This window comes from Gilliamella sp. B3367 (assembly GCF_026536825.1).
Classification (GTDB): Bacteria; Pseudomonadota; Gammaproteobacteria; order Enterobacterales; family Orbaceae; genus Gilliamella; species Gilliamella apicola_E.
This window is the reverse complement of the sequence record NZ_JAFNNJ010000001.1, coordinates 539,542-566,055: the sequence shown is the minus strand read 5'-3', so window position 1 is coordinate 566,055 and position 26,514 is coordinate 539,542. Positions and strand designations below refer to the sequence as shown.

At 35.1% G+C, this 26,514-nt stretch carries 21 protein-coding genes and 2 pseudogenes; 10 read left to right on the top strand and 13 right to left on the bottom strand.

All coding sequences use genetic code 11. From position 1 onward, the window contains the following. Window positions 1–29 precede the first annotated feature (29 nt). From J3U23_RS12065 to J3U23_RS02485, 3 genes and pseudogenes are all read right to left on the bottom strand, one after another. Window positions 30–1,186 (bottom strand): annotated as a pseudogene (locus tag J3U23_RS12065) (carbohydrate porin). A 26-nt stretch (window positions 1,187–1,212) separates the two neighbouring features. Continuing rightward, window positions 1,213–2,568: an MFS transporter gene (locus J3U23_RS02490; RefSeq protein WP_267330208.1), complete on the bottom strand. Its 1,356-nt coding sequence runs from the start codon at window positions 2,566–2,568 to the stop codon at window positions 1,213–1,215. A gap of 25 nt (window positions 2,569–2,593) precedes the next feature. Further along, window positions 2,594–4,162, bottom strand: a complete 1,569-nt coding sequence (locus tag J3U23_RS02485) for a hypothetical protein (protein WP_267338339.1) — start codon at window positions 4,160–4,162, stop codon at window positions 2,594–2,596. 249 nt (window positions 4,163–4,411) lie between these two features. Here J3U23_RS02485 and J3U23_RS02480 point away from each other — a divergent pair, with 249 nt between their 5' ends. Then, window positions 4,412–5,218 (top strand): helix-turn-helix domain-containing protein, encoded by an 807-nt coding sequence (locus tag J3U23_RS02480; protein WP_065734585.1) that lies wholly within the window; start codon window positions 4,412–4,414, stop codon window positions 5,216–5,218. Between the two features lie 78 nt (window positions 5,219–5,296). Here the strand turns inward: J3U23_RS02480 and J3U23_RS02475 are convergent, their stop codons facing one another. Beyond that, window positions 5,297–6,097 carry a DUF1266 domain-containing protein gene (locus tag J3U23_RS02475; RefSeq protein WP_267338338.1) on the bottom strand — a complete coding sequence of 267 codons (801 nt, stop codon included), beginning with the start codon at window positions 6,095–6,097 and terminating at the stop codon, window positions 5,297–5,299. A 288-nt stretch (window positions 6,098–6,385) separates the two neighbouring features. On the opposite strand from J3U23_RS02475, the gene rhaS reads away from it, so the two are divergent. Further along, complete coding sequence (gene rhaS, locus J3U23_RS02470; RefSeq protein ID WP_081303373.1) at window positions 6,386–7,204, top strand: HTH-type transcriptional activator RhaS; 819 nt, start codon at window positions 6,386–6,388, stop codon at window positions 7,202–7,204. Between the two features lie 29 nt (window positions 7,205–7,233). Beyond that, entirely contained in the window at window positions 7,234–8,082 is an 849-nt protein-coding gene (locus tag J3U23_RS02465; RefSeq protein WP_065562546.1) for a helix-turn-helix domain-containing protein, read from the top strand. A gap of 63 nt (window positions 8,083–8,145) precedes the next feature. On the opposite strand, the gene rhaM is transcribed toward J3U23_RS02465, so the two are convergent. The 6 genes from rhaM to rhaB all read right to left on the bottom strand — a co-directional run bounded on the left by rhaM (window position 8,146) and on the right by rhaB (window position 14,317). After that, the gene (rhaM, locus tag J3U23_RS02460) at window positions 8,146–8,460 is read right to left on the bottom strand and encodes an L-rhamnose mutarotase (RefSeq protein WP_267338336.1); all 315 of its coding nucleotides are present in this window, start codon (window positions 8,458–8,460) and stop codon (window positions 8,146–8,148) included. A gap of 72 nt (window positions 8,461–8,532) precedes the next feature. Further along, entirely contained in the window at window positions 8,533–9,687 is a 1,155-nt protein-coding gene (gene fucO / locus J3U23_RS02455) for a lactaldehyde reductase (RefSeq protein WP_065562548.1), read from the bottom strand. A 12-nt stretch (window positions 9,688–9,699) separates the two neighbouring features. Further along, entirely contained in the window at window positions 9,700–10,734 is a 1,035-nt protein-coding gene (gene rhaT, locus J3U23_RS02450; RefSeq protein WP_065562549.1) for an L-rhamnose/proton symporter RhaT, read from the bottom strand. Window positions 10,735–10,787: 53 nt separating this feature from the next. Continuing rightward, window positions 10,788–11,612, bottom strand: coding sequence for a rhamnulose-1-phosphate aldolase (gene rhaD, locus J3U23_RS02445; protein ID WP_065562550.1), 825 nt, complete (start codon window positions 11,610–11,612; stop codon window positions 10,788–10,790). 10 nt (window positions 11,613–11,622) lie between these two features. Then, the gene (locus tag J3U23_RS02440; protein WP_065734588.1) at window positions 11,623–12,876 is read right to left on the bottom strand and encodes an L-rhamnose isomerase; all 1,254 of its coding nucleotides are present in this window, start codon (window positions 12,874–12,876) and stop codon (window positions 11,623–11,625) included. 40 nt (window positions 12,877–12,916) lie between these two features. Beyond that, window positions 12,917–14,317: a rhamnulokinase gene (gene rhaB / locus J3U23_RS02435; RefSeq protein WP_267338334.1), complete on the bottom strand. Its 1,401-nt coding sequence runs from the start codon at window positions 14,315–14,317 to the stop codon at window positions 12,917–12,919. Window positions 14,318–14,527: 210 nt separating this feature from the next. Between rhaB and asd the strand changes: the two are divergent. Further along, window positions 14,528–15,373, top strand: a pseudogene (gene asd, locus J3U23_RS02430) (archaetidylserine decarboxylase); the annotation flags it as partial. 7 nt (window positions 15,374–15,380) lie between these two features. After that, window positions 15,381–17,999: a miniconductance mechanosensitive channel MscM gene (gene mscM / locus J3U23_RS02425; protein ID WP_065562554.1), complete on the top strand. Its 2,619-nt coding sequence runs from the start codon at window positions 15,381–15,383 to the stop codon at window positions 17,997–17,999. Here the strand turns inward: mscM and J3U23_RS02420 are convergent. Then, window positions 17,996–18,526: a DedA family protein gene (locus J3U23_RS02420; protein ID WP_267330203.1), complete on the bottom strand. Its 531-nt coding sequence runs from the start codon at window positions 18,524–18,526 to the stop codon at window positions 17,996–17,998. The genes mscM and J3U23_RS02420 overlap by 4 nt on opposite strands. 177 nt (window positions 18,527–18,703) lie before the next feature. On the opposite strand from J3U23_RS02420, the gene fdhD reads away from it, so the two are divergent. The 5 genes from fdhD (at window position 18,704) to J3U23_RS02395 (ending at window position 24,647) form a co-directional block, all read left to right on the top strand. Then, a complete protein-coding gene (gene fdhD / locus J3U23_RS02415; protein WP_267338331.1) occupies window positions 18,704–19,513 on the top strand; it encodes a formate dehydrogenase accessory sulfurtransferase FdhD in 810 nt (269 codons plus the stop codon). 252 nt (window positions 19,514–19,765) lie between these two features. After that, the gene (locus J3U23_RS02410) at window positions 19,766–20,584 is read left to right on the top strand and encodes a purine-nucleoside phosphorylase (protein WP_065562557.1); all 819 of its coding nucleotides are present in this window, start codon (window positions 19,766–19,768) and stop codon (window positions 20,582–20,584) included. Window positions 20,585–20,631: 47 nt separating this feature from the next. Beyond that, window positions 20,632–21,858, top strand: coding sequence for a nucleoside permease (locus J3U23_RS02405; protein WP_065734593.1), 1,227 nt, complete (start codon window positions 20,632–20,634; stop codon window positions 21,856–21,858). A gap of 179 nt (window positions 21,859–22,037) precedes the next feature. Next, window positions 22,038–22,931, top strand: a complete 894-nt coding sequence (locus tag J3U23_RS02400) for an EamA family transporter (RefSeq protein WP_267338330.1) — start codon at window positions 22,038–22,040, stop codon at window positions 22,929–22,931. Window positions 22,932–24,176: 1,245 nt separating this feature from the next. Further along, a complete protein-coding gene (locus J3U23_RS02395; protein ID WP_065562560.1) occupies window positions 24,177–24,647 on the top strand; it encodes a hypothetical protein in 471 nt (156 codons plus the stop codon). 82 nt (window positions 24,648–24,729) lie between these two features. Here J3U23_RS02395 and amtB read toward each other — a convergent pair whose 3' ends face one another. Both amtB and glnK read right to left on the bottom strand, forming a co-directional pair. Continuing rightward, the gene (gene amtB / locus J3U23_RS02390; protein ID WP_267338329.1) at window positions 24,730–26,010 is read right to left on the bottom strand and encodes an ammonium transporter AmtB; all 1,281 of its coding nucleotides are present in this window, start codon (window positions 26,008–26,010) and stop codon (window positions 24,730–24,732) included. Window positions 26,011–26,030: 20 nt separating this feature from the next. Next, window positions 26,031–26,369, bottom strand: a complete 339-nt coding sequence (gene glnK / locus J3U23_RS02385; RefSeq protein ID WP_065562562.1) for a P-II family nitrogen regulator — start codon at window positions 26,367–26,369, stop codon at window positions 26,031–26,033. Window positions 26,370–26,514: the final 145 nt, after the last annotated feature.

Here is a 26,514-nt window from a genome sequence, read left to right as displayed (position 1 = left end):
TACTTGGGGTGAATGTTAATTAGTCTTATTTAAAAGAAATATTTAAAACGGACCCTTGCGCCATAACGATTATCGTTACCTCCTCCTTGTTTTTCATCGCGCTCTAATCTAGATAAGTAAGTCCCTAAATAGATATTGAAGTTATCCATATCCATCACATTTGAAATTAAGTATGAGGCATTGACAGTATGTAATTTATATTTACCTTTAGCATAAATTTCACCATCACCTCGATAATTTGTATTAAATGCTTTTATATCATTGGCAGCATAGATGTAACCAATACCTTTCCAAATACCATTGATACCCGCGGTAAAATCTTTTTCTTGTTCGGCATCTAAATAGGAGATGCTGCTATTGAGCAGTAATCCCTCAGATGATTTATCAAAATCACCTGCACTATTCCAACTCATCGTTAAGCCATACCCATTACGTTTTGACTGATCATGCCATTTGCCGTTTATATCATGATAAGCGTTATTAACAACATTACGCTCCATTGCTAGGGCTGCTGATATATCATTATTTCGGTAGGATATGATGGGACGTAAGTAAACGACGTTTTTATCTTTTTGCAATTTATATCCATGATAACGGCTATGGTCAAATAAGGAGGTACCATCTTTTACCATTGCATTAACTTGCAAGTTCAAATCCCCCAACTCTTTGGTTAATTCGATTGCACCGCCGTTACTGCTACGCCCTCTCCCCTCTTTCATCATATAGATGTAACCACACTATATAAATCGTTGGCAGTATTGCCAGAATATTCTATGAAGGTATCTTGCCCAAGTGGGAACATGTCGTAAGCTTCATAGCGACCAATTCGTAGGCGCCAGTCATCTTTTTTACCAAAATAGAAACTAGCATCATCTAGGTTAACTTTACCTCCCATGTCAGCAAGCGGTTGCACCGAGAATCCTGCATAGTTCTGATTCGCTAATTCTCTTTTCCCATCCAAGCCGAATAAAATACGGCCATTTATATCCCACTGATCTGTGTCATTAGCATCAAAGTCTGCCGATGTTCTAAGTGAGGTTAACTGCTTTTTTTTGCTTGCAGCATCAATATTAAATTCAACATCGCCATAAAGTTTAAGTGTTCCTTGTTCGGTCTGCCATTCAATGGATGCTAATGCGGATAAAGAATAGAAACAGCAGACTCCAGCTATTATTTTTAATTTCATCGTTATTTCCTTTTAATGTAAATTGATTAAACTTTTTGTTCATCATTAAGATTTCTGGCATCTAATTCAGCTCGAATTGAAGTATAACTGTCATCAAGTTTGTAGAACTTAGCTATCCAAATCATCGAGGCAATAATTAAAATGGCAGGTAAATATAAGTAACAGAGTTTGATTGCAAAAAGCGCACTTGGTACTTGAACTGCATTGGCAACATATCCACCAGATGAGAGTAAAAAACCGGTAATAGCACCAGCACCAGCCATCGCCACTTTGCCAAAGAATCCATTGATTGATGTCAAAATTCCGGCAGTATTAATACCGGTTTTCCATACACCATAATCAACCGGGTCAGCCTGCATTGAAAAATAGATAGCAAGGCGTTGCCCAGCACCGAGTGATAAGATAACCGCGCCGATGATAAGACCAAGATGATTCACGCCCGATAACATCATTATTCCCATACCAATTAAGTTGATAGCGCTTGAAAATAGATAGACATGTCGTTTTTTCATCTGATTGGCTAAGAATGGTACGGTAAGTGTGCCAATTAAGGGGACGAAAGTTGATATTCCCGCAATTATTGCGGTAAGGTTTTCGCTTTGTACGTAATAGTTGAAGAAATAGACTAAGGAGCCAGTTTGTAAAAAGAATGCGCCCCACATAAGAAAGATGTTAGTTGCAAAGATTTTCCATGGGTTGTTGTCTTTTAAACCTTTCCATGCTCTAGTTAAGGTCATTCGCTCTTGTTGTATAGTGATTTTTTCCTCAACATTTTTAAAACTGACTATCAGAAAGAAAGTCGCAATAATCCCAAAAACAATAGCGGTATATAAAAAGCCATGTGTTTGATCACCATTTCCCAATGTCGCAACTAGCGGTAATGTTGCAACTGCAACAATCGTTGAACCTAAGGAACCTAATAAAATTCTTACTGAAGATAAGGTTGTTCTTTCTAATGAATCCGCAGTTAAAAATGGCAACATTGCACTAAATGGTATGTTGACCAAGGTATAGATAAAAGAGAGGCAAAGATAGGTGATAAAGGCATAGATTAGTTTACCTGTCGTTCCAAAATCAGGCACATAGAAAACTAAAATACACAATATGCCAAACGGTATTGCGCCGATTAATAGCCATGGACGACAACGTCCCCAACGTGTGGATGTATTATCGATAACTAAGCCCATTAAGACATCAGCAACACCATCAACCAGCCGGGTAACTAAAAACATTAGACCGACATAATAAGCGGGTAGTGCCATTACGTCCGTATAAAAATACATAAGATATAATGAGATTAATTGCCATACTAAATTACAAGATAAGTCAGCAATCCCATAACCTATGCGTTGCCGCCAAAGAGAAAATAATGAATTGACCATTTTTTTATTCCTTATAAATTTTTAGTTAAAGTTTATTTTGTCGAATAAACCAAGCCGGTGTGCAACTCCAAGCATGACAGTAGCTATTGATGATTTTGCTACCATACGGTGAATAATTAAGGTCGTTTGGATCAAACAATTCCCAAAATGTGTCTGCCCCAAATTCGACCATTTTTCCCCAATATGCTTTAATCTCATCAATGGCTTGTTGTTTCATGCCTGTTTTGAACAAGGCTAAGATGTAGTGATGTCGTAAGTAAGGCGTGTTCATGCCGATTTCTGGTGGAGTTGTTATTAATTGAGTTAATAATTTTTGTTGATGAGCTAAATCGCCTACATCAGCTAAAACCATCCAAATTTGTGTGGCAAAACTAATTTGTTTTTGTTCGCCGCTGGTGTAAAAACCGGCTTGCTCGTCCCATAATGTTTGTGCTGCTCTTTTAACCAAATCTAATTTTTGGTTAAGCGCCTGAGTTATATCAGGTTGAAAATGTTGGGAAAGTCGACATGCTTTGTCTAAACAGTAAATTAAAACACCTTGAGAAGCGCCTTGTTTATTGAGTTTTTCGTGCCAATCAATAAATGACCACCAATCATCACTATCTTGAACTAATCCTTGCGCATCACAACGTTTTAGATTTATTTCAATTTGCTGTAATGCGATCGGCCATAGCTCTTTAACCGTTTGTCGATCATTAGTTTGATTAAAGTAGTCGTAAAGGACATCGACAAAAAGAAGTGAGTAATCAAATAAGAACGTATCGTCAGCAATAATGTCAGGTTTAACAAAGACATTAGAGGAAACCAGACCATCTTCCCGACGATGGCTAGCAAAGAGGTATAAGCATCTGCGGACTAAATCGTGCTGTTGAAAAGTGACGTTGTTCACTAGGGCTTGTAAGCGTAAATCGCCTAACCACAGTCTTCTATCTCTTTTCGGACCATCCTCGAATACGTCTTGCATACAATTTCGAAGCGTGTGAATGGAGACTTGATCTATCTTCGCTAATAGCGGATCTGATGATTGATAGCTAAGACAGTGTTCTGGTGCTGAACTGACTGTGTTAAAAGTTATATCTTTAAATAAAATTTGGTATTTAGGCGATAGTGAGACAATATCTATTTTTAAATATCGAAAACAGTAGCGTCGAGATAAGTTGATTTTAGCGGGTAAAATATCAATGTATTCATCATGCTGTTGTAACCAGCTTTTGCTAAGCCAACCTTGATATTGACTGAATGGTTCAGCAATTTCACACAGTGTTTCACCAAATGTTAATTTTATATGCGCAGGCGCATCAGGAGGGCTACCAGTAGATTCGCACAAGAAAGAGAGGTAACCAACATTGTGTTGACCAAAATCAATTATAAAACTATCACCTGAATGAAAACTCTGATTGAGATAATCATTTGCATCACTCACTATTTTTGATGACCAATGATGAATAGCACTTGGATCATTGATGAGCGAAATAATCTTTTGGGGTGAGATCTTTTTTTGATAAATCTTTGGTTGTAATTGCTTTGCTTTCAGAATAAATGCATTATCTTTTACCATAACTGCATCAATATTTTTTTGAATTGCTTGTGCCATATTTTTCTCCTATAGAAAACATTTAGGAGTATAGCTATGCAAAACAAAAGCTAGCCACTAAGATACTGCCAGATTGCGTTTATAAATGGCAATATTAAAAAGCTTATACCGAGCAAGTTCACATTTTTAAGAATATTATTTTTTATCTCATGTTTAATTACTTTATTGTATTTATATGACGGATAAAAATTGTCTTTTATTTAACGGGATACCTTGATAATAAGTTACCGTTGTAAGGATATAATCAATATGTATACTTTAAAAATTGACACTTATTTTAATCATAAATCAGATAAATTAGCCCTTTATAAGAGTGACCCTGAGGACAACGGTTGCGAGCATAATCATGAGTTCGACGAGTTAGTGATTGTTGAGCACGGTCATGGTTTACATGTTATTAATGGTAAGCCATTATTTATTCAACAAGGTGATGTTTTTTTAGTTAGGGGGCATGATTACCATTTTTATGATGATCTCGGAACGCTAAAGCTAACTAATATCCTGATTAATCCCAATCAGAATTTTACTTTTTTGAAGAATATGGAGGAGCTATTAAGGCCTATCTCCGCAAGTGATTTAAGTTCTTATATTTGGTTAGCGCCTAATATTCGTAAAGAGTGTAATTCTGTTATTGATCAGTTATTTAATTTAAATAATTCAATTGAGCATCGTGAGTATCTGTTTTTTAAATTGCTTGTTATCATTAAGCAATATCAACGTCAGTCACAGCAAAATAATACCCGCTATAAACTCCATCTTTTGCTTAACCATCTTCAAGAAAATTGCTTTGATGAATATGATTGGAACAATATAGCGCAAACGTTTCATCTAACAACACGTACAATGTTTAGGCATATTAAACAAGCAACCGGCCTAACTCCTGAAAATTACATCAGACGATTACGGTTAATGTCAGCAAGATTAAAGATTAGAGAAAGTGATATGACTATTACCGAAATATCATTACTTTGTGGTTTTGTTAATAGTACTCATTTTACTACACTGTATAAAAAAACGTTTGGTATCACGCCATCTGAAGAGCGAAAATTTAACTAGATTTTAATATGGTTGGGTTTTAAATGACGATTAAGTATTTAAGTACTTGTGACAGTTTACACTGTCACAAGCATTAAATTAATTATTTAACGGATATTTGAGCCATGGGCTCTCTTCGGAAGTGGTGCTTTGAGTGTAGATATCAAATAGACCAGGAAGCGATGCATCATCAGGCTGATACACAGCACGACCTAGCATATAACTTTGACCAAATTCTTTCCAATTGACAAAATTTTCTTTAACTGTTGGTAAAACTGAGTTAATCGATTGCCATGCTTGATCTTTGCTAATATAGCCCGCTATATAGCTTGCTCTGGCAATATAAACTAGGCGTCCTAAATCCCATGCAATTGAACCTCGTAGTAGAATTTGACGCAATTCGTCTTGGTCTTCAGCGACTTTGTTTTCAATTAACATTGAAGATACTTGATCTAATCTTGAGCAATAGATTGTAATAATATCACGGTAATCTTCTGGAACTTGGTCATCAATACAACTTTGCCACTGCTCTTTAGGAACGTTTAGATAAATTTCAATCGCGACATCGATGAGTTTGTGAACTGATCCAAAAGAGGATAAACATTCAGTAGCACTTTGTGGAGAAGTTACATCCCAAGTTGTACTTAAGCGATATCGCTGCTCTTTTTTTCCAGAGTTTCGGGCATCGCTTTCTAAGCTATCCCAACAAAACATATGTTGCTCTGAAATAATAAGTCCTGCTGATAATGCATTTTGCTGGTCAACTGTCAGTTGTTCAGTTTTTTGAGAATTTTGGGGAAAAGGTTTGTGTTTTAAAGTTTTAATGAGAATCGTAATCACTCTATTGTATCGTACAAGTAGTGACGCTAAAAGAATCAAAATTACAATTAAGATTTTCATATGAGTATCTTCAATTTTTGACATAAATCAATTTAAGTGCGCAAAAAATATCACAAATAATAACTTCCAACAAGATGAAAATTTAAAAAAATTAAGCTGTTTATATCACTCATTTTTTAAACAAAGTAGTTTGAAAAAATGTGAAGCTTCGCACATTTTTAATAAAAATTCCTGTATAGCTATAATTTATTGCCAAAATATTATATTAGCTGTCCAAATTTTAAAGGTGAGATTTCGATTTACTTTTTAGAATGTGGTTGTAGGTTTTTATAAGGAGTGAGGTTCAAAATGATTGAGATGTTACTTGATAAAGATTTTTTTTCGTCTAGCGATCAAAATATCACCGTTGAGCCTCGGGCGCCTCAACCCGTCTACCCTGAACACACGCATAATTTTAATGAAATCGTTATTGTGACAAGTGGGTATGGAAAACATATTTTAAATGGGCGACTATTTGATTTATATCCAGGTATGATGTTTTATATTAAGGCTTCGGACTGCCATTTGTATGAGAACGTTAATAATCTACATTTGACCAATATTTTATTTAGAGATCCTGAGAATTTTCATTTTATTAATGGGATAAATCAGTTAATTCCAAATCCTGATCCGATTCATTCTCATTACTTTTTTGATAAAAAATCTGATGAAAATATTCAATCGATTATTAAGCAATTGACGCAAAATCAATCAAGTGCTGTACAGGAAAGTTTATTTTTACAATTACTACTTATTTTTAATAAGAATTTTTATGTCAATGAAGGTTCTGGATCATCTGATAATCGCGTTAAGCAGTTGTTGCGTTGGTTACAGATCAATTTTAAGGAGCAAATTGATTGGGAACAGTTAACGGCACAATTTTCATTGTCATTGCGCTCTTTTCATAGGAAGATGAAAAATGAGATTGGCATCACGCCTCAAAAATATTTAATAAAGTTGCGGTTAGCTAATGCTTATACTCAGTTAATTTATAGCAATAAATCTATTACAACCATTGCGCAAGAATGTGGTTTTAATGATAGTGCTTATTTTTCTACCTGTTTTAAACAAGAATTTACGTTTTCGCCACAAGCATTACGTAATAACCCAGATAAAGGGTATCATTAGTTGTTTTACTAGTAAGTCAGGAACAGTTTATGGAAAGATGTTTGCGTTTATATAAACAAGATTATTTTATTTCAAAGATGAATACTGTTACTGTCGAAAAACGTGATCATCAACACCCTTTTCCTTTACATGATCACGATTTTTATGAAATTGTGATTGTTTGTTCAGGTAATGGTTTGCATTATTGGAATGATTATATTTATCCAATTACCAGTGGTGATATTTTATATATTAATCCCAAAGATGTGCATGGTTATGAGTCAGTTAATGATCTCAAATTGGATAATATTTTATATTTGAGAGAGTCACTTTTTTTATTATCGACTATCGAGTCTTATTTACCTAAAGTGACAGCCAAACATAATGAGCGTTCTTGGCGAATTCAACCTTCATACCTTAAACTTTTATCTCCACTTATCGAAAAATTAGCTATCGAATCAAAGAAAAATAATTTAGCCTCCGTACATTTATCTGAGGCACTTTTTCTGCAATTAGTTATTTTGTTAGACCGGATAAAACAAGCTCCAAAGGTAACGGAGCCGACTGCTACTCATCAGTTGGATTTATTGTTTACCGCGCTCCATAACAGTATTGCAACACCATTTAATGTTGATGTTTTTTGCAAGGAAAATCATATTGCAAGCCGTTCACTTAGTCGTTTATTTAAAAGCCAAACAGGGATGACCATTAGTGGTTATTTACAAAAAAGGCGATTATGTGATGCCATGTCTTTACTTCGTAATACTAATTATTCGATTAGTATGATTGCTGCTGAGTGTGGTTATGACGATAGTAACTATTTTTCCTCAGTGTTTAAAAAGCAAACCAATCAAACGCCTTCAGAGTACCGGGCTAAATTTAATGATAAGAAGTGCTAGGTGAAGGTAGATTAAATATATATTCAATTTACTCTCTTTTAGGCTTTAAAAGAGAGTAATGTTTTATTCTAAATAAAAGACTTCTGCTAATGATTCAATAATTGGGCTGTTGTCTGGGTTGCTTGGCATGATATCTTTCATAAACGCCCACCATTTTTGACAAGCTGCTGTTTTAGCTACTGCATCCCATCGCTCTTCTGATTCGATTTCAACATAAGCAAAAAGTAGATTTCTTTTGCTGTCTAAAAATATTGAGTAATTGTGAGCGCCATGGGCTTTTAGTTCTTTTACCAGCTCGGGAAAGATTTCGTCATGCCGTTTTTTATATTCAGCATGTTTGTCAGGATGGACCTGCATTATGCTTGCTTTTCTTATCATAATAGCTCCTTTTTAATGAATTAGGTTAAATTTGCATTTAACCTATTTCATTATCACGTGTACATTCAATTTTTATTGGTAAATAGAATGATATAGTTGCTCAATTTCTTTTACGTTAGTGTCACGCGGATTGCCTCCGGTACAAACATCATCAAAAGCAGCTTGAGCTAACGCAGGGATATCCTCAAGTTTTACGCCAATATCTTTTAATGTAGGAGGGATACCAACATCTACGTTAAGTTGTTTAACAGCATCGACAGCAGCTTTTCTTGCTTGTTCGATCGTCATTTGTTCTGTTTTAGCCACTCCCATCGCTTTAGCAATATCACGATATTTTTCACCAGTAAATTCGGCATTGTAAGCCATGATATGAGGTAAAAGTACCGCATTAGCTACACCGTGAGGAGTTCCATAAAATGCTCCAAGTGGGTGAGCCATTCCGTGAACTAAACCTAATCCCACATTTGAAAAGCCCATGCCAGCAATATATTGGCCTAATGCCATGTCTTGAGAACCTTTTGCAATCCCTTTTACTGAGTCACGTAATGAACGAGATATGACTTCTATTGCTTTAAGATGGAACATGTCTGATAGTTCCCAAGCGCCTTTGGTTATATAACCTTCAATGGCGTGAGTTAAGGCATCAACACCTGTTGCTGCTTTTAAACTCGCTGGCATACTTGTCATCATATCGGAATCTATGATTGCGACAACTGGAATATCGTGAGGGTCAACGCAGACAAATTTACGTTTTTTCTCTTCATCGGTAATGACGTAGTTAATGGTCACTTCAGCTGCTGTACCTGCTGTTGTAGGAATAGCGATTGTGGGTACTGCTGGTTTTTTCGTTGGCGCTACCCCTTCAAGACTACGAACATCAGAAAATTCTGGATTGTTGATAATAATACCGATCGCTTTTGCGGTATCTTGTGGTGAGCCACCACCAATTGCAATTAGGTAGTCGGCACCCGATTGTTTGAAGACTTCAACCCCTTTTTGAACAATACCAATAGTTGGATTTGGCATGACTTCATCAAATATTTGATAAGCAAAGCCATTGTCATCTAATAGTTTTGTTACTTTAGTTGCTACTTTGAATTTAATTAAATCTTTGTCAGTAACCACTAATGCTTTTTTAAAACCCCGTTTTTTTACTTCATCTACGATGTGGCTGATTGAACCAGCGCCAAAGTAAGATGTTTCATTTAGAATCATTCTATAAGCCATAATGTTTTCCTTTTAATTCGTCATGCCTAAACCAACAATGTTCGCTGCAACAATGATAACTAAGCAGCCAATACAAAGTATTCGTACTGGTTTTTTGCCAGTACCAAACCACTCTTTTAGTGCTAATCCAACAATACCACCACAAAGTACATAGAAACTCATATGTAACATCCAACTCATGAAACCATATTCAGTTGGAATATTTGCATGCCCCCAAGCATAGAAGAAGAATTGGAAATACCACATTGCGCCACCTAAAATGGCAAATAGTATGTTGCTAATAAGTAGGGATTTGGCAACTGAGATGTCTTTTTTAAATGAAAGTTCTTTTTTAGCGCAGAGTCGACTAATACAGAAACCTAGATTAATAATTGCACCACCACCCATAATAATGACATAGCTTGGGAGAGCTACGTATAGATGGTCTACGCCAAGTTCGGCAGCTTTTTCGTGCATTGGTACTGCTGCACTCATGGCAAATGACATACCAGCAGAGAAGATACCACACATGATGGCAAGAAGAAGTCCTTTCTTTAAATTAAAATCTTCAACTTGTACTCCGAGTGTTTTTTCTTTCAATAAACCCGCATAAGTTACGATAGCGACACCAATAACCGCAACAACGACACCTAATAATGTCATTTTTCCGCCAGTTGAAGCCAATAATTCACCAAATTTACCTTGTAGTATTGGCGTCATTAGCGTACCAACGATTAAGGTTATGCCAATCGCAATACCTATGCCCATCGACATGCCTAAATAACGCATTGTTAGTCCGTAACCAATGTTACCTACTCCCCACATGGCGCCAAATAAGAAAACTGGAATTAATATATCTGAACTAAACGATCCGTAATAAGACCAAAAGTCAGGCAATAAGAAGTAACTAATTGACCATGGCAATATGATCCATGAAAATAGTCCGGCTATTGACCACATGGTTTCCCATGACCAATTTTTTACTTTTTTAAGTGGTGCGTAAAAACACGCGGCAGAAGCGGCACCAACAAAGTGCCAAAATATGCCTAAAATAATTGAACTACCCATATATTTATCCTTATATTTTTGAAATATAATTTGATATTTTTTATTAGTAGCTTTTACTGTTTTAATGCTTCTTCCATTGGGTTCACATCAAAACGCTCAGCTAATAATCTGAACTCTTCCGTGGATATGGTTTGACGTTTTCCTCCCATTGATAGGACTTTTACAAGAACTTCTGCTGATTTTTCAGCTGTATCAATCAAGCCGAAAGCTTCATCTAACGTTGGTCCTGTTCCAAATACACCATGGAAAGCCCATAACACTAAACTATGTTTTGCCATCTGTTTTGCAGTGGCATAACCAATTTCGTCTTTACCTGGAACCATCCAAGGAACGACACCAACACCATCTGGAAATACAACTAAACATTCGGTACTCATTTCCCACAACAATCGCGTTATTACCGCAGTATCAAGTTCTAGGACATAAGTTAATGCAATTAAATTGGTCGCATGACAGTGCATGATCACGCGGTCTTTTCCTTGGCTTTGTTCGATTCTTACAATATGTGATTGCAGATGAGCAGCGAGTTCAGAAGTCGGTAATCCACCATTTATTAATCCCCACATGATGTAATAACCCTTGCCTTGTTCATCAATTTTGACAATGGCTAACGTATCAGCAGGATCTAAAATGACATTGCGGAAAAACTTACCTGATCCTGTGACAATAAAGTACTGGTTAGCAAGTTTAGTCACATCTTGTGTTAACGATACGTGACGGGGATTTTTATAAAAGTCACTTTGAAAAGAGACCACATCACTTTCAAGTAATCTTAAGCTAACATTACCACCATTACGCTCATCCCATCCTTTTAACCACATATCGTAAGTGGCTTTGATCATCCCTTTTACAAACCAAGAAGAAAGAATCTGTTGCATTTTGTTTTCCTTATGATCGTTTAGTTAAAACTGTTGTTTCATATTGACGAACTTCATCTAACCATCGGCTACCAACTGGGACGTCATTCAATAAACAGTACTGATCCCAAACTGCTTGCCAAGGTAATGATTTTTGTTCTTCGAGTAATGCTAGTCGTGAAGTAAAGTCACGATCGTGTTCATATTTTTTTAATTGTTCGGTAGGTTCTAATAGTGCTTTTAACAAGCATTTTTTCATGTTGCGAGTGCCAATTACCCAAGCGGCAATACGGTTTATAGAGGCATCAAAGAAATCTAAACCAATATGTACGCGGTCAAATAGTTTGTTTCGAATGATTTCGCTCGCGATATTTTGAGTTTCATCATCAAAGAGCACTACGTGATCACTATCCCAACGCACTGGACGGCTAACATGTAGTAAGAGATGTTCAACAAAAGGCATTACGGCAGAAATTTTGTCTGAAATGACTTCAGTTGGATGGAAATGTCCAGCATCTAAACATAGTGCAGTTTTACGTGATGTAGCATAAGCGAGATAGAATTCATTTGATCCAGCAGTATAAGATTCAAGACCAATACCGAACAATTTACTTTCGACTGCATCAATGTGATATTTTTGATCAATCTTTTCTCGAATAATTTCATCCAATGATTCAACTAAATGTTGTCTTGGTGCAAATTTATCGACAGTAATGTCTTTCATTCCATCTGGTAGCCAGATATTCATGACTGATGGTGTGCCTAATTCTTTACCAAAATATTCTGATACTTTACGACAAGCTTTTCCGTGATCTATCCAGAATTGACGAATTTCTGGATTAACATGAGTAAGAGTGCCTTCGTTACTTAAAGGGTGTGAAAAATATGTTGGATTGAAATCTAGACCAATCTGATGTTTTTTAGCCCATTTGACCCAATTGGCAAAGTGTTCTGGTTTGACTTCATTACGATCGACTTTTTGATCTGATTCTAAATAAGAAGCATGTAGATTTAATCGTTTTGGTCCTGGTATAAGGCTAAAGGCTTTATCTAAATCTGATCTTAATTCATCTGCATTACGAGCTTTACCCGGATAATTACCTGTCGCTTGTATACCACCAGTTAATTCACCTTCTTGCTTTTCAAAACCAGCAACATCATCGCCTTGCCAGCAATGTACAGAAATCGGTAATTTTGCCATTGCTGCTATAGCAGCATCTGTATCCACACCGATTTCAGCAAATCTTGCTTTAGCGATCTGATAGGCATTTTCAATTGCGCTCATGAAATACTCCTTAATAAATATGAAATTTTTCTATAATTGGTTAATTACTTTTGTGTTGATAATATTTAGTGTCAAAATTCTGTGAAATGAGTTGTCTTAATGCGTTAACATCAGCAATTTCACCTAATGAAATTAACTGGTAACCCACATTGCCTAAGGCTGATGATTCAATAGGACCTGCGGTAACATTGACATTGCATAAGTCAGCACATAACTGGTTTAAAAAAGCATTTTGGCAACCACCACCGACAATATGTAATGTGTTAATTGGTTTACCACTTAGCATCGATAATTCGTTTAATACATCTCGATATAGATGTGCTAGGCTGTCAAAAATACATCTCACCAATTGAGGGAGATTTTTAGGCGCCTGACCAATGTTTTCTAAACATACCTGTTTGATGGTTTCTGTCATATCATCAGGATTTAGAAACCTTGGATCATTAGGATTAATGAGAAAAGCAAAAGGTTGCTCTTGTTTTGCCAATGTGATTAATTGATTGATATCTTTGACTTCGTGTTCAGAACAAACGCGTTGGAATAACCATAATCCCATGATGTTTTTTAACACTCGATAATTACCATCAACACCACCTTCATTGGTAATATTCGCTTTTAACGCTTCTTTTCCTATGAAAGGTTGTTTAGATTCCAATCCCATAAGTGACCAAGTACCTGAACATAAATAAGCACTATGTTGGTCCATTAATGGCGCAGCAATAACAGCACTGGCAGTATCATGGCTTGCAATTGCAATTACTGGAATACGATCGCCCTTTGCACTTTGCCAATATCCAACTTGGTTTCCGGGCATACAAATATCACCAAACCATTTACGTGGTATGCCTAGATAATCAAGTAGATCTTTGTCCCAAGTTTGAGTTGCAACATTAACAAGTTGGGTTGTGGTGGCATTGGTATATTCACGATTTAAAACACCGGTCAATCGATAAATCAGATAATCAGGAATCATCACAAAATCAGATACTTGCGATAGCCAAGATGGTGATTCAAGCATCATAGCTTTGAGTTGATAGAGTGTATTGAAGGTTAAGAATTGAATTCCGGTTTTTTGATAAATATTTTCTGTTCCAATTTCATCTTGTACCTTTGACATGATATTGTCAGTACGATGATCGCGATAAGAGTATGTCGGTCCGACGATTTGGCCTTGCTTGTCAAGTAATACATAATCAACGCCCCATGTATCTATACCAATACTATCGAGTTTGATTCCTTGTTGAATAATTTTGTTTAATCCATTTAAGATTTCTTGTTCTAAATAGTTAAAATCCCAACAAAAATTTTTACCATCACTTTTATATCCATTACTGAATCGGTGGATTTCTGTTAATGTGATTTTTTGAGATTGATAACTCGACAACATAACTCGGCCACTAGATGCACCTAAATCAATTGCAGCAATATATCTATCTGCCATTATAACTACCCTCAATTTTGCTAATGGGGATAGTCTAGAGAACTATTTTGATAGACACTTTTAATTGACTGCCATTGTTAGTGAAGTTTGGCAAAATTTTTAAAATGCTTGTGATCTTTGCCACAAAATATGAATTAAGTTGTGCTATTTATACTTTCAGAATAAATATTGATATAATGCATTATTTCGAAAATAATTTGAGAGCTATCTATGTTAAATCAGTTAAAAGCAATTATTCAGTATCTTCTTCCAAAACAATTATTAACTACCCTATTTGGTTGGTTAGCTAACAGACGTTTAGGAAAAGTCACTACATGGATGATTATCGGTTTTTGTAAATTATATAAAATCGATTTAAGTGAAGCTAAATTGACTGATGCTAAAGAGTACAAAACGTTCAATGACTTTTTCGCTCGTGAGCTAAAAGAAGATGCGCGAACAATCGATGATGCGGCAAATAGTATTGTAATGCCAGCAGATGGGGTAATTAGTCAATTTGGTAACATTCAAGATAATCTTCTTTTGCAAGCTAAAGGACATTTTTATTCTTTAGAATCCCTGCTTGCTTGTCATCCTGATATGATTAAGTTTTTTAAAAATGGATCTTTTGCAACTACTTATTTATCACCTAAAAACTACCATCGTTTTCATATGCCTTGTGATGGTATATTGCGTGAGATGATTTATGTTCCTGGCTCGCTATATTCAGTTAATAAAGCAACAACAGAAACTATTCCTAATATTTTTGCTCGAAATGAACGTGTAATTTGTCTATTTGAAACTGAATTTGGACCAATGGCACAAATTATGGTAGGGGCAACGATTGTAGGAAGTATTGAATTAAATTGGGAAGGCGTTATTACGCCTCCTCGTGACGGCATAATGAAACGTTGGACTTATTCTGGTCAGATTAAATTAGCGAAGGGTGAAGATATGGGTTGCTTTAAATTAGGTTCAACCGTTATTACGCTGTTTGCTTCAAATGCTGTTGAATTTGACAGCCATCTTAAACTTGGTGACGTTACTCGTGTAGGTCAAAAACTAGCTGAAAGGATCTAACTTTATGTTGATGCGTGGTTTTTTGGGTGGAATATTACTCCTTCTGTCTTGCTTTGCTTTTGCTGAAGAATCAATACCCAATATTGATAATGAAGATCAGCTTACCGAAGTTATTGCTAAGCTTAATGAAAAAAATGAAGATCTTCGTCAGAATATGGAGTATCAAAAAGCGCATTTAACCAGCATCATCAATGAACAAAATAATATTAATACCCAAATTTCCCATGTTCAAAATACGCTCGCAACCCTTGCTGAACAGGGCGAATGGTTAAGTTTTTCAACAGCATTAGGTGAAACCCTTCGCCAACAATTATTACGATTACCTGAAAAACCTAAATCACAACCCCTTGATGCTGAAATCGCAGAAGCCAAAGTTCAGCAACTCAATTATTCAAATACCTTAGCTAGGCTAGATAGTTACCCTACGTTACCAAGTAATTTGAATAATCTAAAATCAGCTAGTCAATATCGCCGTTTATTAAGAGAACAAAGTGAACTCATCAAAACGTTGATTTCGGGTACTGATACCACGATTCTTGAACTAACTAAATTAAAAATATCGAATAAGCAACTAACCAATGCTATCGATGAGGTTAATGATGCTGCACACCGTTACTTTTTCTGGGTTGCTGACGTCAATCCCGTTTCATTAAGTTTTATTCTTGATTTAGCCAGAGATGTAGTTTATGTCACCGTTCAAATTGATACGCTGTCACAACTATATAATGCTGGTGTTGAAGTGCTTAGTGCGCCAAAACCACTGTTTTTCCTAGTATTATCTTTATTGTTTGTATTTGTACATTTCAAAATGCGAGGAAAATATAACGCTTTCTTAAATAAATCGGCGGCTCGGGTTGGTAAAGTCACCCAAGATAGTTATTCACTTACTTTGGAAGTGATTGTTTTGTCATTAATTATGGCATTGCCGGTTCCTATTTTATGGGCTGCTTTAGGTTATGCTCTTCAAATTAACTGGGATTATCCTGTAGCCGTTGCTCTAGGCTATGGCGTTAATGCTGCTGCTCCAATTTTGTGGGTGTTTATTATCACCGCGCATTTTGCGTCTCAAAATGGGCTATTTATTACTCATTTTGGCTGGTCAAAGAAAAATGTCCGTCAAGCTATGAAATATTATCAACTGTCGGTTTGGGTGGTTATCCCTTTAGTAATGGTTGTAATGAGCTTTGATCAGTTTAACAATCGTCAATTTGCAGCAACTATCGGTCGTACCGCATTCATTATTCTCTGTTTTGCACTCGTATTTATGACTAATTCTATTCATCGCGCTGGAGTTCCACTTTATATCGATAAAAAAGGATCTGGCGATAATTTATTAAGTCATATTCTGTGGTTTGTGTTGTTGAGTGCACCATGGTTAGCCATTATTGCTGCTTGTTTAGGTTATTTATCGACAGCTGAAGTATTATTAGGACGATTAGAAGCTTCGGTCATTATCTGGTTTGGCTTGTTAGTGGTCTATTTTATGATACGCCGTTGGATGTGGATACAAAAACGACGAATTGAATTTGAACGTACAAAACAACGTCGATTAGAACGTATGCAACGCGCTAAAGGAATTGAAGAAGATCTCACCCCATTAAATGATAATATGGATGAACCTGTTATCGACTTAGATGCGATCAGTGCCCAATCATTACAACTAGTCAGGTCAATTATTATGCTAATTGCTTTAATTAGTATGATTTTACTTTGGTCTGAACTTCATTCCGCTTTTGCCTTTATGAATAATATCAAGCTATGGGGAACAAGTACCATTATTAATGGCAACGAAATTGAACAACATATTACCCTAGGTGCTGTCTGTATCGCGATCTTGGTTATGACCATTACTGTTCAGTTAGTAAAAAACTTACCTGCGCTGCTTGAGTTAGGCATTTTACAACATTTAGACCTCGCACCCGGCACTGGATATGCCATTTCAACCGTATCAAAATATATTATTTTGATGGTTGGTTGTATGATTGCTTTTTCATTTATCGGGATTGATTGGTCTAAGATTCAGTGGTTAATAGCGGCATTAGGTGTTGGTTTAGGATTTGGTTTACAAGAGATTTTTGCTAACTTTATTTCTGGCTTAATTATTCTGTTTGAAAAACCGGTAAGAATTGGCGATACCGTAACTATTCGTGATTTAACAGGTAATATTACCAAAATTAATACTCGTGCAATAACGATTGTTGATTGGGATCGTAAAGAAATTGTTATGCCAAATAAGGCTTTTATTACTGAACAATTGGTCAACTGGTCTTTATCTGACTCAATTACTCGTATTGTGTTAACTATACCCGCTACGATTGATGCCGATAGTGAACTAGTTATGAAGCTATTACAACAAGTTTCAGAGGAGTGTGAATTTGTTCTTAACGATCCTGAACCGCAAGTTTTTTTAGTGGATATTCAAGAAGGTATTCAATTATTTGAGCTACGTGTTTTTGCAGCTGAAATGGGACATCGTATGAAATTACGTAGCTCAATACAAAAATTGATTCTGGAAGCTTATCGCCAACATAATTTGACATTGCCATTCCCACCTTTACAAACCAATTTAGAAGCGCTTGGTCGCAAAAGTGGGCGTCGTAGTTATACAATTGGTACCATTTAACCAAACAAGGTTTCTAACCATGGCACCCCAAATGCACCGGGTGCCAATAAAACAAATGCCCAGATTGGTGCTGAAGCAATATTGGCGATATTGAATTTTGTTGCTGGCATATGCATTGTTCCTGCAATTAATGGAACGATTGCACGCAATGGTCCAAAGAATCGACCAATAAACACGCCGAAAGTGCCGTATCGCTGGAAAAATTGTTCAGCACGAAATATCATTTTTGGGTATTTATTTAAAGGCCATGAAGAGATTACCTGTTGGTGATAATGTTTACCTAACCAATAAGAGATAAAATCCCCTACAATGGCACCTAATGATGCCGATATCAAAACAGGAACAAACGAGATCACCCCTGTTCCCACTAATGCTCCTGCACCTAATAAAATTGCTGTAGCAGGTACCAGCAATGAAATAATCGCTAATGACTCGCCAAACGCTAATATGAAAATAATTGGCAATGCCCAAATTTGATGATGCTCAATAAATTGCATAATAGTATGCGTAATCTCATTTAATGACATAATTTTTTAGCTTCTATTTTTTTAGAATAACTCATTTTAACACAACAAAAGCAGTATAGTTCGACTAATCATTGGTAGAAACTAACAAAAGTAATAAGTTAAATGACAGGCTTTTTATTGATATCAACCTCAGTTATTATAATTGGAATTAAATTGCTAATAATGATGAGACATACCATGACAGTAGGCATTGAAAAATGTAATGTGAATAAATTTAAACAAGGTCAATTACAACCATTGCAAGAAGATACTGTCGCAATTGAAAAACCTGTTGCGCTTATTTATAACGGTATTTCTCACGTGGTAATGATGGCAACACCCAAGGATCTTAATTATTTTGCTATTGGCTTTTCATTAACAGAAAAAATCATCGAGTCTGTTGATGAAATTTATGGTATTGAGATCATCGATACTAAGCAAGGCATTGAAGTCCATATTGAGCTATCTTCACGACGTTTTATGCAATTAAAAGAAAAACGTCGAAATTTAACTGGTAGAAGTGGCTGTGGAATTTGTGGTACTGAACAGATAGAGCAAGTTTGCCAGTTTATTTCTCCCCTTTCTTTAAACGATAAAATTCATCTTTCTGATTTTGAACAGTCCCTTAATTATCTGAAGAAGGTTCAAACTGTGGGCAGCCAAACTGGTTGTACTCATGCTGCGGTATGGTTAGATTTAAACGGTAATTTTATTGTTGGATTTGAAGATGTGGGTAGGCATGTCGCTTTAGATAAGCTATTAGGCTATCGTGCCACATTTCTACGAAAACATAATGAAAATTTAAAAGGGGTAATTCTTGTTTCAAGTCGAGCAAGTTATGAAATGGTACAAAAAACAGCCCGTTGTGGAGTCGAGATCCTCTTTGCCGTTTCAGCAGCAACTTCTATGGCGATTGAACAAGCTAAACAGTGTCAGTTAACATTAGTTGGATTTTTTAGAGATACTCAAGGAGTTATTTATTCGACTAAAGAACGTATTCTCAAATAATATCCAGTTTTTATTTAAATTAATTAAAAATTAATCGATATTAATTATCATAATAAAAACAATATATTAACTTTTTTATACGAAGATATCTCATCCCACGTCTTTCTTTATTGGTCGAAGACCATCATAATATACGCTAAAAATAAAAATGACTTTGTTTTTATTATAGATTACGTGAACTTTTTCTATTTATGATTTTGATCACACAGTTTTATCAATTAAGTATCTACTAAAATTTGAAAGGATAGTGTTATGCATCAAACAGCAGATATTCAACAAGCAGTTAACTATATTCAACAACACACAGACAAAAAACCAACAATTGGGATTATACTTGGATCAGGTTTAGGTCCTTTTGCCGATACTCTTGAAGATGCCGTCCATATTCCTTATGACAATATCCCTCACTTTGCTAAATCTGCTGCTGTTGGCCATGCAAATGAATTAGTGATTGGTAAATGCGGTGATAAGACTGTTGTCGCAATGAAAGGACGTTTTCATTACTATGAAGGTTTTTCATTAGATCAAGTTACCTTCCCTGTGCGTGTAATGAAAATGCTAGGCGTTGAAAAACTAATCATTACCAATGCTTGTGGCGCAGTCAATACTAGCTTTAAGCCAGGGGATTTAATGATAATCACTGATCACATTAACTTAACAGCAAATAATCCATTAATGGGGCCAAATAATCCTGAATTAGGGGTTCGCTTTTTGGATGTAAGCGAAGTTTATAATAAGCAATTAAGAGCAACAGTTAGCGAAGTAGCCAAGGAACTAAATATCACATTACAACAAGGTGTTTATGCTTGGTGGACAGGCCCAACTTATGAAACCCCAGCAGAAATCAGAATGATCCGTACCCTTGGTGCTGATGCGGTTGGTATGTCTACGGTTCCTGAAGCAATTATTGCTCATCACTCTGGCATTAAAACTATCGGTATTTCATGTTTAACTAATATGGCTTGTGGCATTTTAGATCAACCTTTAGGGCATGAAGAAGTGATTGAAACAGCTGAACGCGTTAAATCAACTTTCTTACAATTGATAACTAAAACAATTGCGCGTTTTTAATTTGTATAATTTCACATCAGCAATTCACTTTATTTTGGATATAAATAATGAACATGAAGCATAGATTACAAGTAATGATGTTTTTCCAATATTTTATTTGGGGAAGCTGGTTGACAACTTTTGGTATTTATTTAATCAATACGTTGCATTTCTCTGGTGCAGAAGTCGGTCTGGTTTATAGCACTAAAGGCTTTGCGGCATTATTTATGCCGTTTATTATTGGAATAATTGCGGATAAATTTATTCCACCAAAATACTTATTTATGCTTTGCCATACTGTTTGTGCTATTGCACTATTTTATGCGGCAACCGCAACAACACCAATTCAACTTTATTGGTTGATGCTTATCAATGCAATGGCTTTTATGCCAACAATTGCATTATCTAATTCAATTAGTTATCACTGTTTAGATAAAAGCAATTTAGACTCTGTTACCGTTTTTCCAAAAATTCGTGTTTTTGGAACAATAGGCTTTATTATTGCTATGTGGACAATCAGTTTACTAAAATTCGATATTAGTAATGCACAGCTCTATATTGCTTGTGGTGCGTCTGTGATTTTGGTCATCTACAGTGCGACTTTACCTGATATTAAAGTCATCACTAATCAACAACAATCATGGATTTCACGCCTTGGTTTAGATGCGTTTGTATTATTGAAAAACCCAGTAATGTCGATATTTTTTCTCTTTTCGATGCTATTAGGGGCTATATTACAAATCACCAACACCTTCGGCGGAGCATTTTTGAAAGATTTTGGTAGAATCCCAGAATTTCAAGATAGCGTGATTGTACAACATCCAGCAATATTATTATCAGTGTCACAAATGGCTGAAGTTGCCTTCATTTTGACGATCCCATTTTTTCTCAAGAAATTTGGAATCAAAAAAGTCATAATAATCAGCTTAATCGCTTGGACACTTAGATTTGGCTTTTTTGCCTATGGTGATCCAACGCCATTTGGTTTTGTATTATTGATGTTATCAATGATTGTATATGGTTGTGCTTTTGACTTCTTTAATATTTCAGGCTCTATCTTTATTGAGAAAGAAGTTAACTCTAATATACGTGCGAGTGCCCAAGGGCTATTTATGACGATGGTTAATGGTATTGGTGCGATTATAGGTTCTTTTATCAGTGGTTTTGTCGTTGATATCAATACTCATGATGGATTAAAAGATTGGCACTCAATATGGTTAATTTTTGCGGCTTACGCATTAATTTTAGGTTTTGTTTTTTATTTTACCTTTAATTATAAACAATCTGCGAAGTAACATCTTATCAATATAAATAAGGGATACATCATCCCTTATTTATCCTCTGTTTTTTTTGAGTATTACCATACCGTAAAAAATAGTGACATAAAGCCGCAAGATATAGCTTGTCGGCTATGATTGTTTTATGCGCCAATTATTGGCGATAAATATAGTTTTAAAAGTAATGAGATTTTAGTATGAAAGAAAAATTTTTTGGTGGTTTATTAGTTTTTTTAGGTGCATGTAGTTTTGGCGTTCTCTCTTCTATTGTAAAAACCGCTTATCAATCAGGTTATACCCTAGGACAAGTTACTGGTGTTCAATGTTTTTTAGGTATGTTGATATTATGGGGGATCCATCTGATTGTAAAAACGCTCAAACAACCAAAGATTAAAAATAAAAAAAAATTAACCCCAAAATGGAAAGTATGTGCAGTAGGTATATTTCCCGGATTAGTGGGTATTTGCTATTATCAATGTGTACAGTTGGTGCCAGCATCAATTGCGATTATTTTGCTTATGCAATACTTATGGATTAGTGTCATTATTGATTTTGTTATTTTTAAAAATAAACCTTCACCACTTCAATTAGTCACAGTCGTTATCATAATTGTTGGTAGTTGTTTTGCTGCGGGTCTTTTCAATCAAGCTATTGAATTAAATTTAACAGGTTGTTTCTTTGGTTTTCTAGCAGCGCTTATGTATTCGCTTTTTATTACAACTAGTAGCAATATCGGCAATGAATTACCAAAATTAGAGAAAAGTGCCTTGATGATAACCGGTGCTTGTATTGTGACTTTCTGTATTTTTCCGCCACTATTTTTCTTTGAACTCAGTATTGACGATAAAATTTATCAACTCGGATTTTTATTGGCCTTATTAGGTACGGTCTTACCCCCTTTTCTATTTTCAGTCGGTATGCCTAAAATCGGCATTTCGCTGAGTGCGATTTTATCCGCTGCAGAACTGCCTGTAGCTGTAACCTGCTCTTATTTTTATTTAAAAGAATCGGTCTATTTGAATCAATGGATTGGAGTAGTGATTATTTTGTTTGCAATCGCCTTACCAAATCTAAAACATTTAAAGAAATAATATTCAACAAATTAAGTGTGGTTAACCACACTTAATTATCTTCAAACAGATCTTGTACTTAACTTTTTAACCAATAGTCTAAATATTCTTTACAGGATTCTTTTGTTACTCACAAATATTATAACGTTAAGCATAGGCTGTTTTTATCTATCGTGGAGATACAATAAGTTACCCTGATCCCCACTATTTTATCCTGAAGAAGATTTGACGTGATAACAATTAGTATATTGTAATAATTTTGAGCTCAAAATCGCTCGAGTGAAAAGAGCAAAAAAAATAATCAGAATGCCAATAATATTTTTCACCGTTATTCTGCCCATTAAAATAATGAAATGTTTAATTAATCTCGCTAAATTAAATTAACAATATATCATTTATCAAATACTGGACAAAAATATAAAAAAATACTAGTATTTAATAACCTGAAAAACAGTAATGTTATTGATAAAATAGTTTATGTTTTTTAAGGTATTTTTTACATCTTTAAAATAAAGTCTTTACCGAGGTTGATACATTTTGTTATTTAGTTTATTTAGTTAAATAAAGTAGAAATGAAGTAATATTATCTTTTGGTATTTAAAAATTTATTGATCGTCCCAATATAAAGTAATATATTTTTATCTTAAAAATATTTTGCATCACCAAGAGTTAATTATTTTCTAAAAATATTTTCTAGTAGAGTAATAACGAAAGAGTTTAAGTCCGATATACGATAAATTAGTAGTTGAGTTTATCCCTTTTATTGCAAACATTTTCAAGAAGATTTGATACTTCTTAAATGGACTTATATCAACCAATGATTGGATTGAGGTATCAATATGCCCCCTAATCTATATTCTAAGACAAATATTTTATCAAGATGAATAGCTTGACTGAGTGATAAATGTTTAGTTGTAAGAAGTCTTATTTATTTTAATCCAGATAGAGTTTATTTAGTTAATCTTTGATTTGTAGATCATAATTGGTATTTTTTTAATTAGTTTTTTCAAAATATTATGGAGGGTACTGAAAAAATAGCCGGTTTAAATAAGCTAGTAATTAGTCTGATAGGCTTATAGTAATCGTATGGTCTTTTTTGTAAAAAAACCACAAGTTTTAATAGTCAGTAGTAAATAGCAGTATTTTAAAAATCTTAATTGATTTTTATTTATAAACATAAAGTTATACAGATATACCTTGGCAATGAGTGTTTATTATCAAATTTATTGTTCTATTTTTACCCTGAATTAAAAAGGAAGTTACAGAATGAAGACATATAAAAAGCCATTATTTACCTTAGTGCACAGTAATGATGCTATTCCTGAACACAAAACTTTAGCTTATTTAGATTCAACATTAAATGATTATACCGATCACATCGACGAAATTATTGGTTTACGTATCAAGGAGTTAAAGCTACACCATTCTGAATACAGGGAACATCATAATGACACTAATAAAAAATCAGGTTTTTCATTTATTTTCCCTGAAATATTTGAATCAGAACACCATAAAAAACAGATTGGCATGTTAAAAGAAGAGATGTTAATTGCCAAAGAGTCCAATAAAGTTATGGAATTACTTAGTGATCGTTTAAAAGAATTTGCCAAATTTTACCCAGAAATACAACTTAATTTAAATAATGTTCAACTATTACCAACTAAATTTAAAGAGTACCTTTTTGCTCCACCTTTAGTCTTAACCGAAGATAATGCAATTATGCTTTGGGATGACTAGAAAAAACTTAACAATAATTAATAAGCTAAAAATCTACAGTAGTAACATACTGTAGATTTTTTTTATTTATAGTTTTTATATATTAACTATTAAATGCGCTTTCACCGTGACTGTTAATATCAAGTCCTTCACGTTCATATTCTTCTGAAACACGTAAACCAACTGTAATATCAGCGATTTTATAAGCAATGAAGGCAATAATTGCAGTCCAAATTACACAGGTAATCACACTCATTAATTGTATGCCAACTTGGCTAGCCATAGTAACACCTTCGGCAAAGCCTATACCACCCAGTGATTCGGAGGTAAATACTCCAGTTAATATACAGCCAACAATACCACACACGCCATGAACGCCAAATACGTCGCAAGTATCATCTACTTTTAAGACTCTTTTTAAAGATGATACGCCCCATACTCCTGCAAAACCACAAGCAAGCCCAATTAACATTGCTCCACCAACACCAACAAAGCCAGCAGCAGGTGTTACACCAACTAATCCAGCTATTACACCCGATGCAGCGCCTAAACATGATGGTTTGCCACGTAGTATCCATTCGGCAATGGTCCAGGCGAGTACGGCTGCGGCTGTTGCAGCTACGGTATTGATGAAGGCTAGTCCAGCGATTTCGTCAGCGTGTGTTGATGATCCTGCATTGAATCCAAACCAACCAATATATAATATTGCGGCCCCTAAATAAACATAAGGTAGGTTGAATGGTTTTAATGGTTCACGGTTATAGCCAATACGGCTTTTAAGCATATAAGCACCTAATAGACCGGCAACAGCTGCATTGATGTGCACAACGGTTCCGCCAGCGAAATCCAATGCACCTTCATCACCAAGGATACCCCCACCCCATACCATGTGTGCCATCGGAATATAGGAAAAAGTAAACCATAACACCATAAAGATAAGGACAGCTGAAAAACGGACTCTTTCAGCAAACGCACCTAAGATTAAACAACAAGTAATACAAGCAAATGAACCTTGGAATGCAATCCAAATTAGTTCGTAAATCGAACCTGAAATATCAGTAATACCAACATTAACCAATAAGAATTGCTCAAAATTGCCGAAAAACCAGTTACCTTCACCAAATGCTAATGAATACCCATAAGTAATCCATAATACAGCAATTAAAGAAAAGGTGACTAAGACTTGCGATAACATGGATAGCACATTTTTAGATCGTAATAATCCGCCATAAAAAAATGCGATACCAGGCACAGACATAAATAACACTAATGCAGTACAAATCATCATAAAACCATTATCGGCTTTATCCGCAATTTCCACTTCGCCGGCAAAGACAGGACTAGTTAACATCAAACCTAAAGAGAGAATAATTTTCTTCAACATAATGATATCCTTATTGATAGTTATAGTGCTGACTCATCAGTCTCGCCGGTACGAATTCGAACTACATGTTCTAATGGCGTAACAAATATTTTGCCATCACCTATTTTTCCGGTATACGCAGCTTTTGTAATGGTGTTAATGACTTCATCGAGTAATTCATCGCTAATGGCTAACTCTATTTTTACTTTTGGTAAAAAGTTAACATTGTATTCAGCGCCTCGGTACAGTTCGGCGTGACCTTTTTGTCGACCAAAACCTTTAACTTCAGTAACAGTTAAACCAGTAACACCTATATTGGATAGTGATTCCCTAACCTCTTCTAATTTAAAAGGCTTAATAACTACAGTGACAAATTTCATCCATTACTCCTTATAACTATTAATCTTATTAAAGTTAATGCAAAGGGCGTGCCAAAAATTAAAAAGAGGGTGATTAATATTGTGAAATACTTAAAATGAGTAAAGGTTATTAGTTGCTATTTAAAAAAAAGTTGAGGAACGGGGT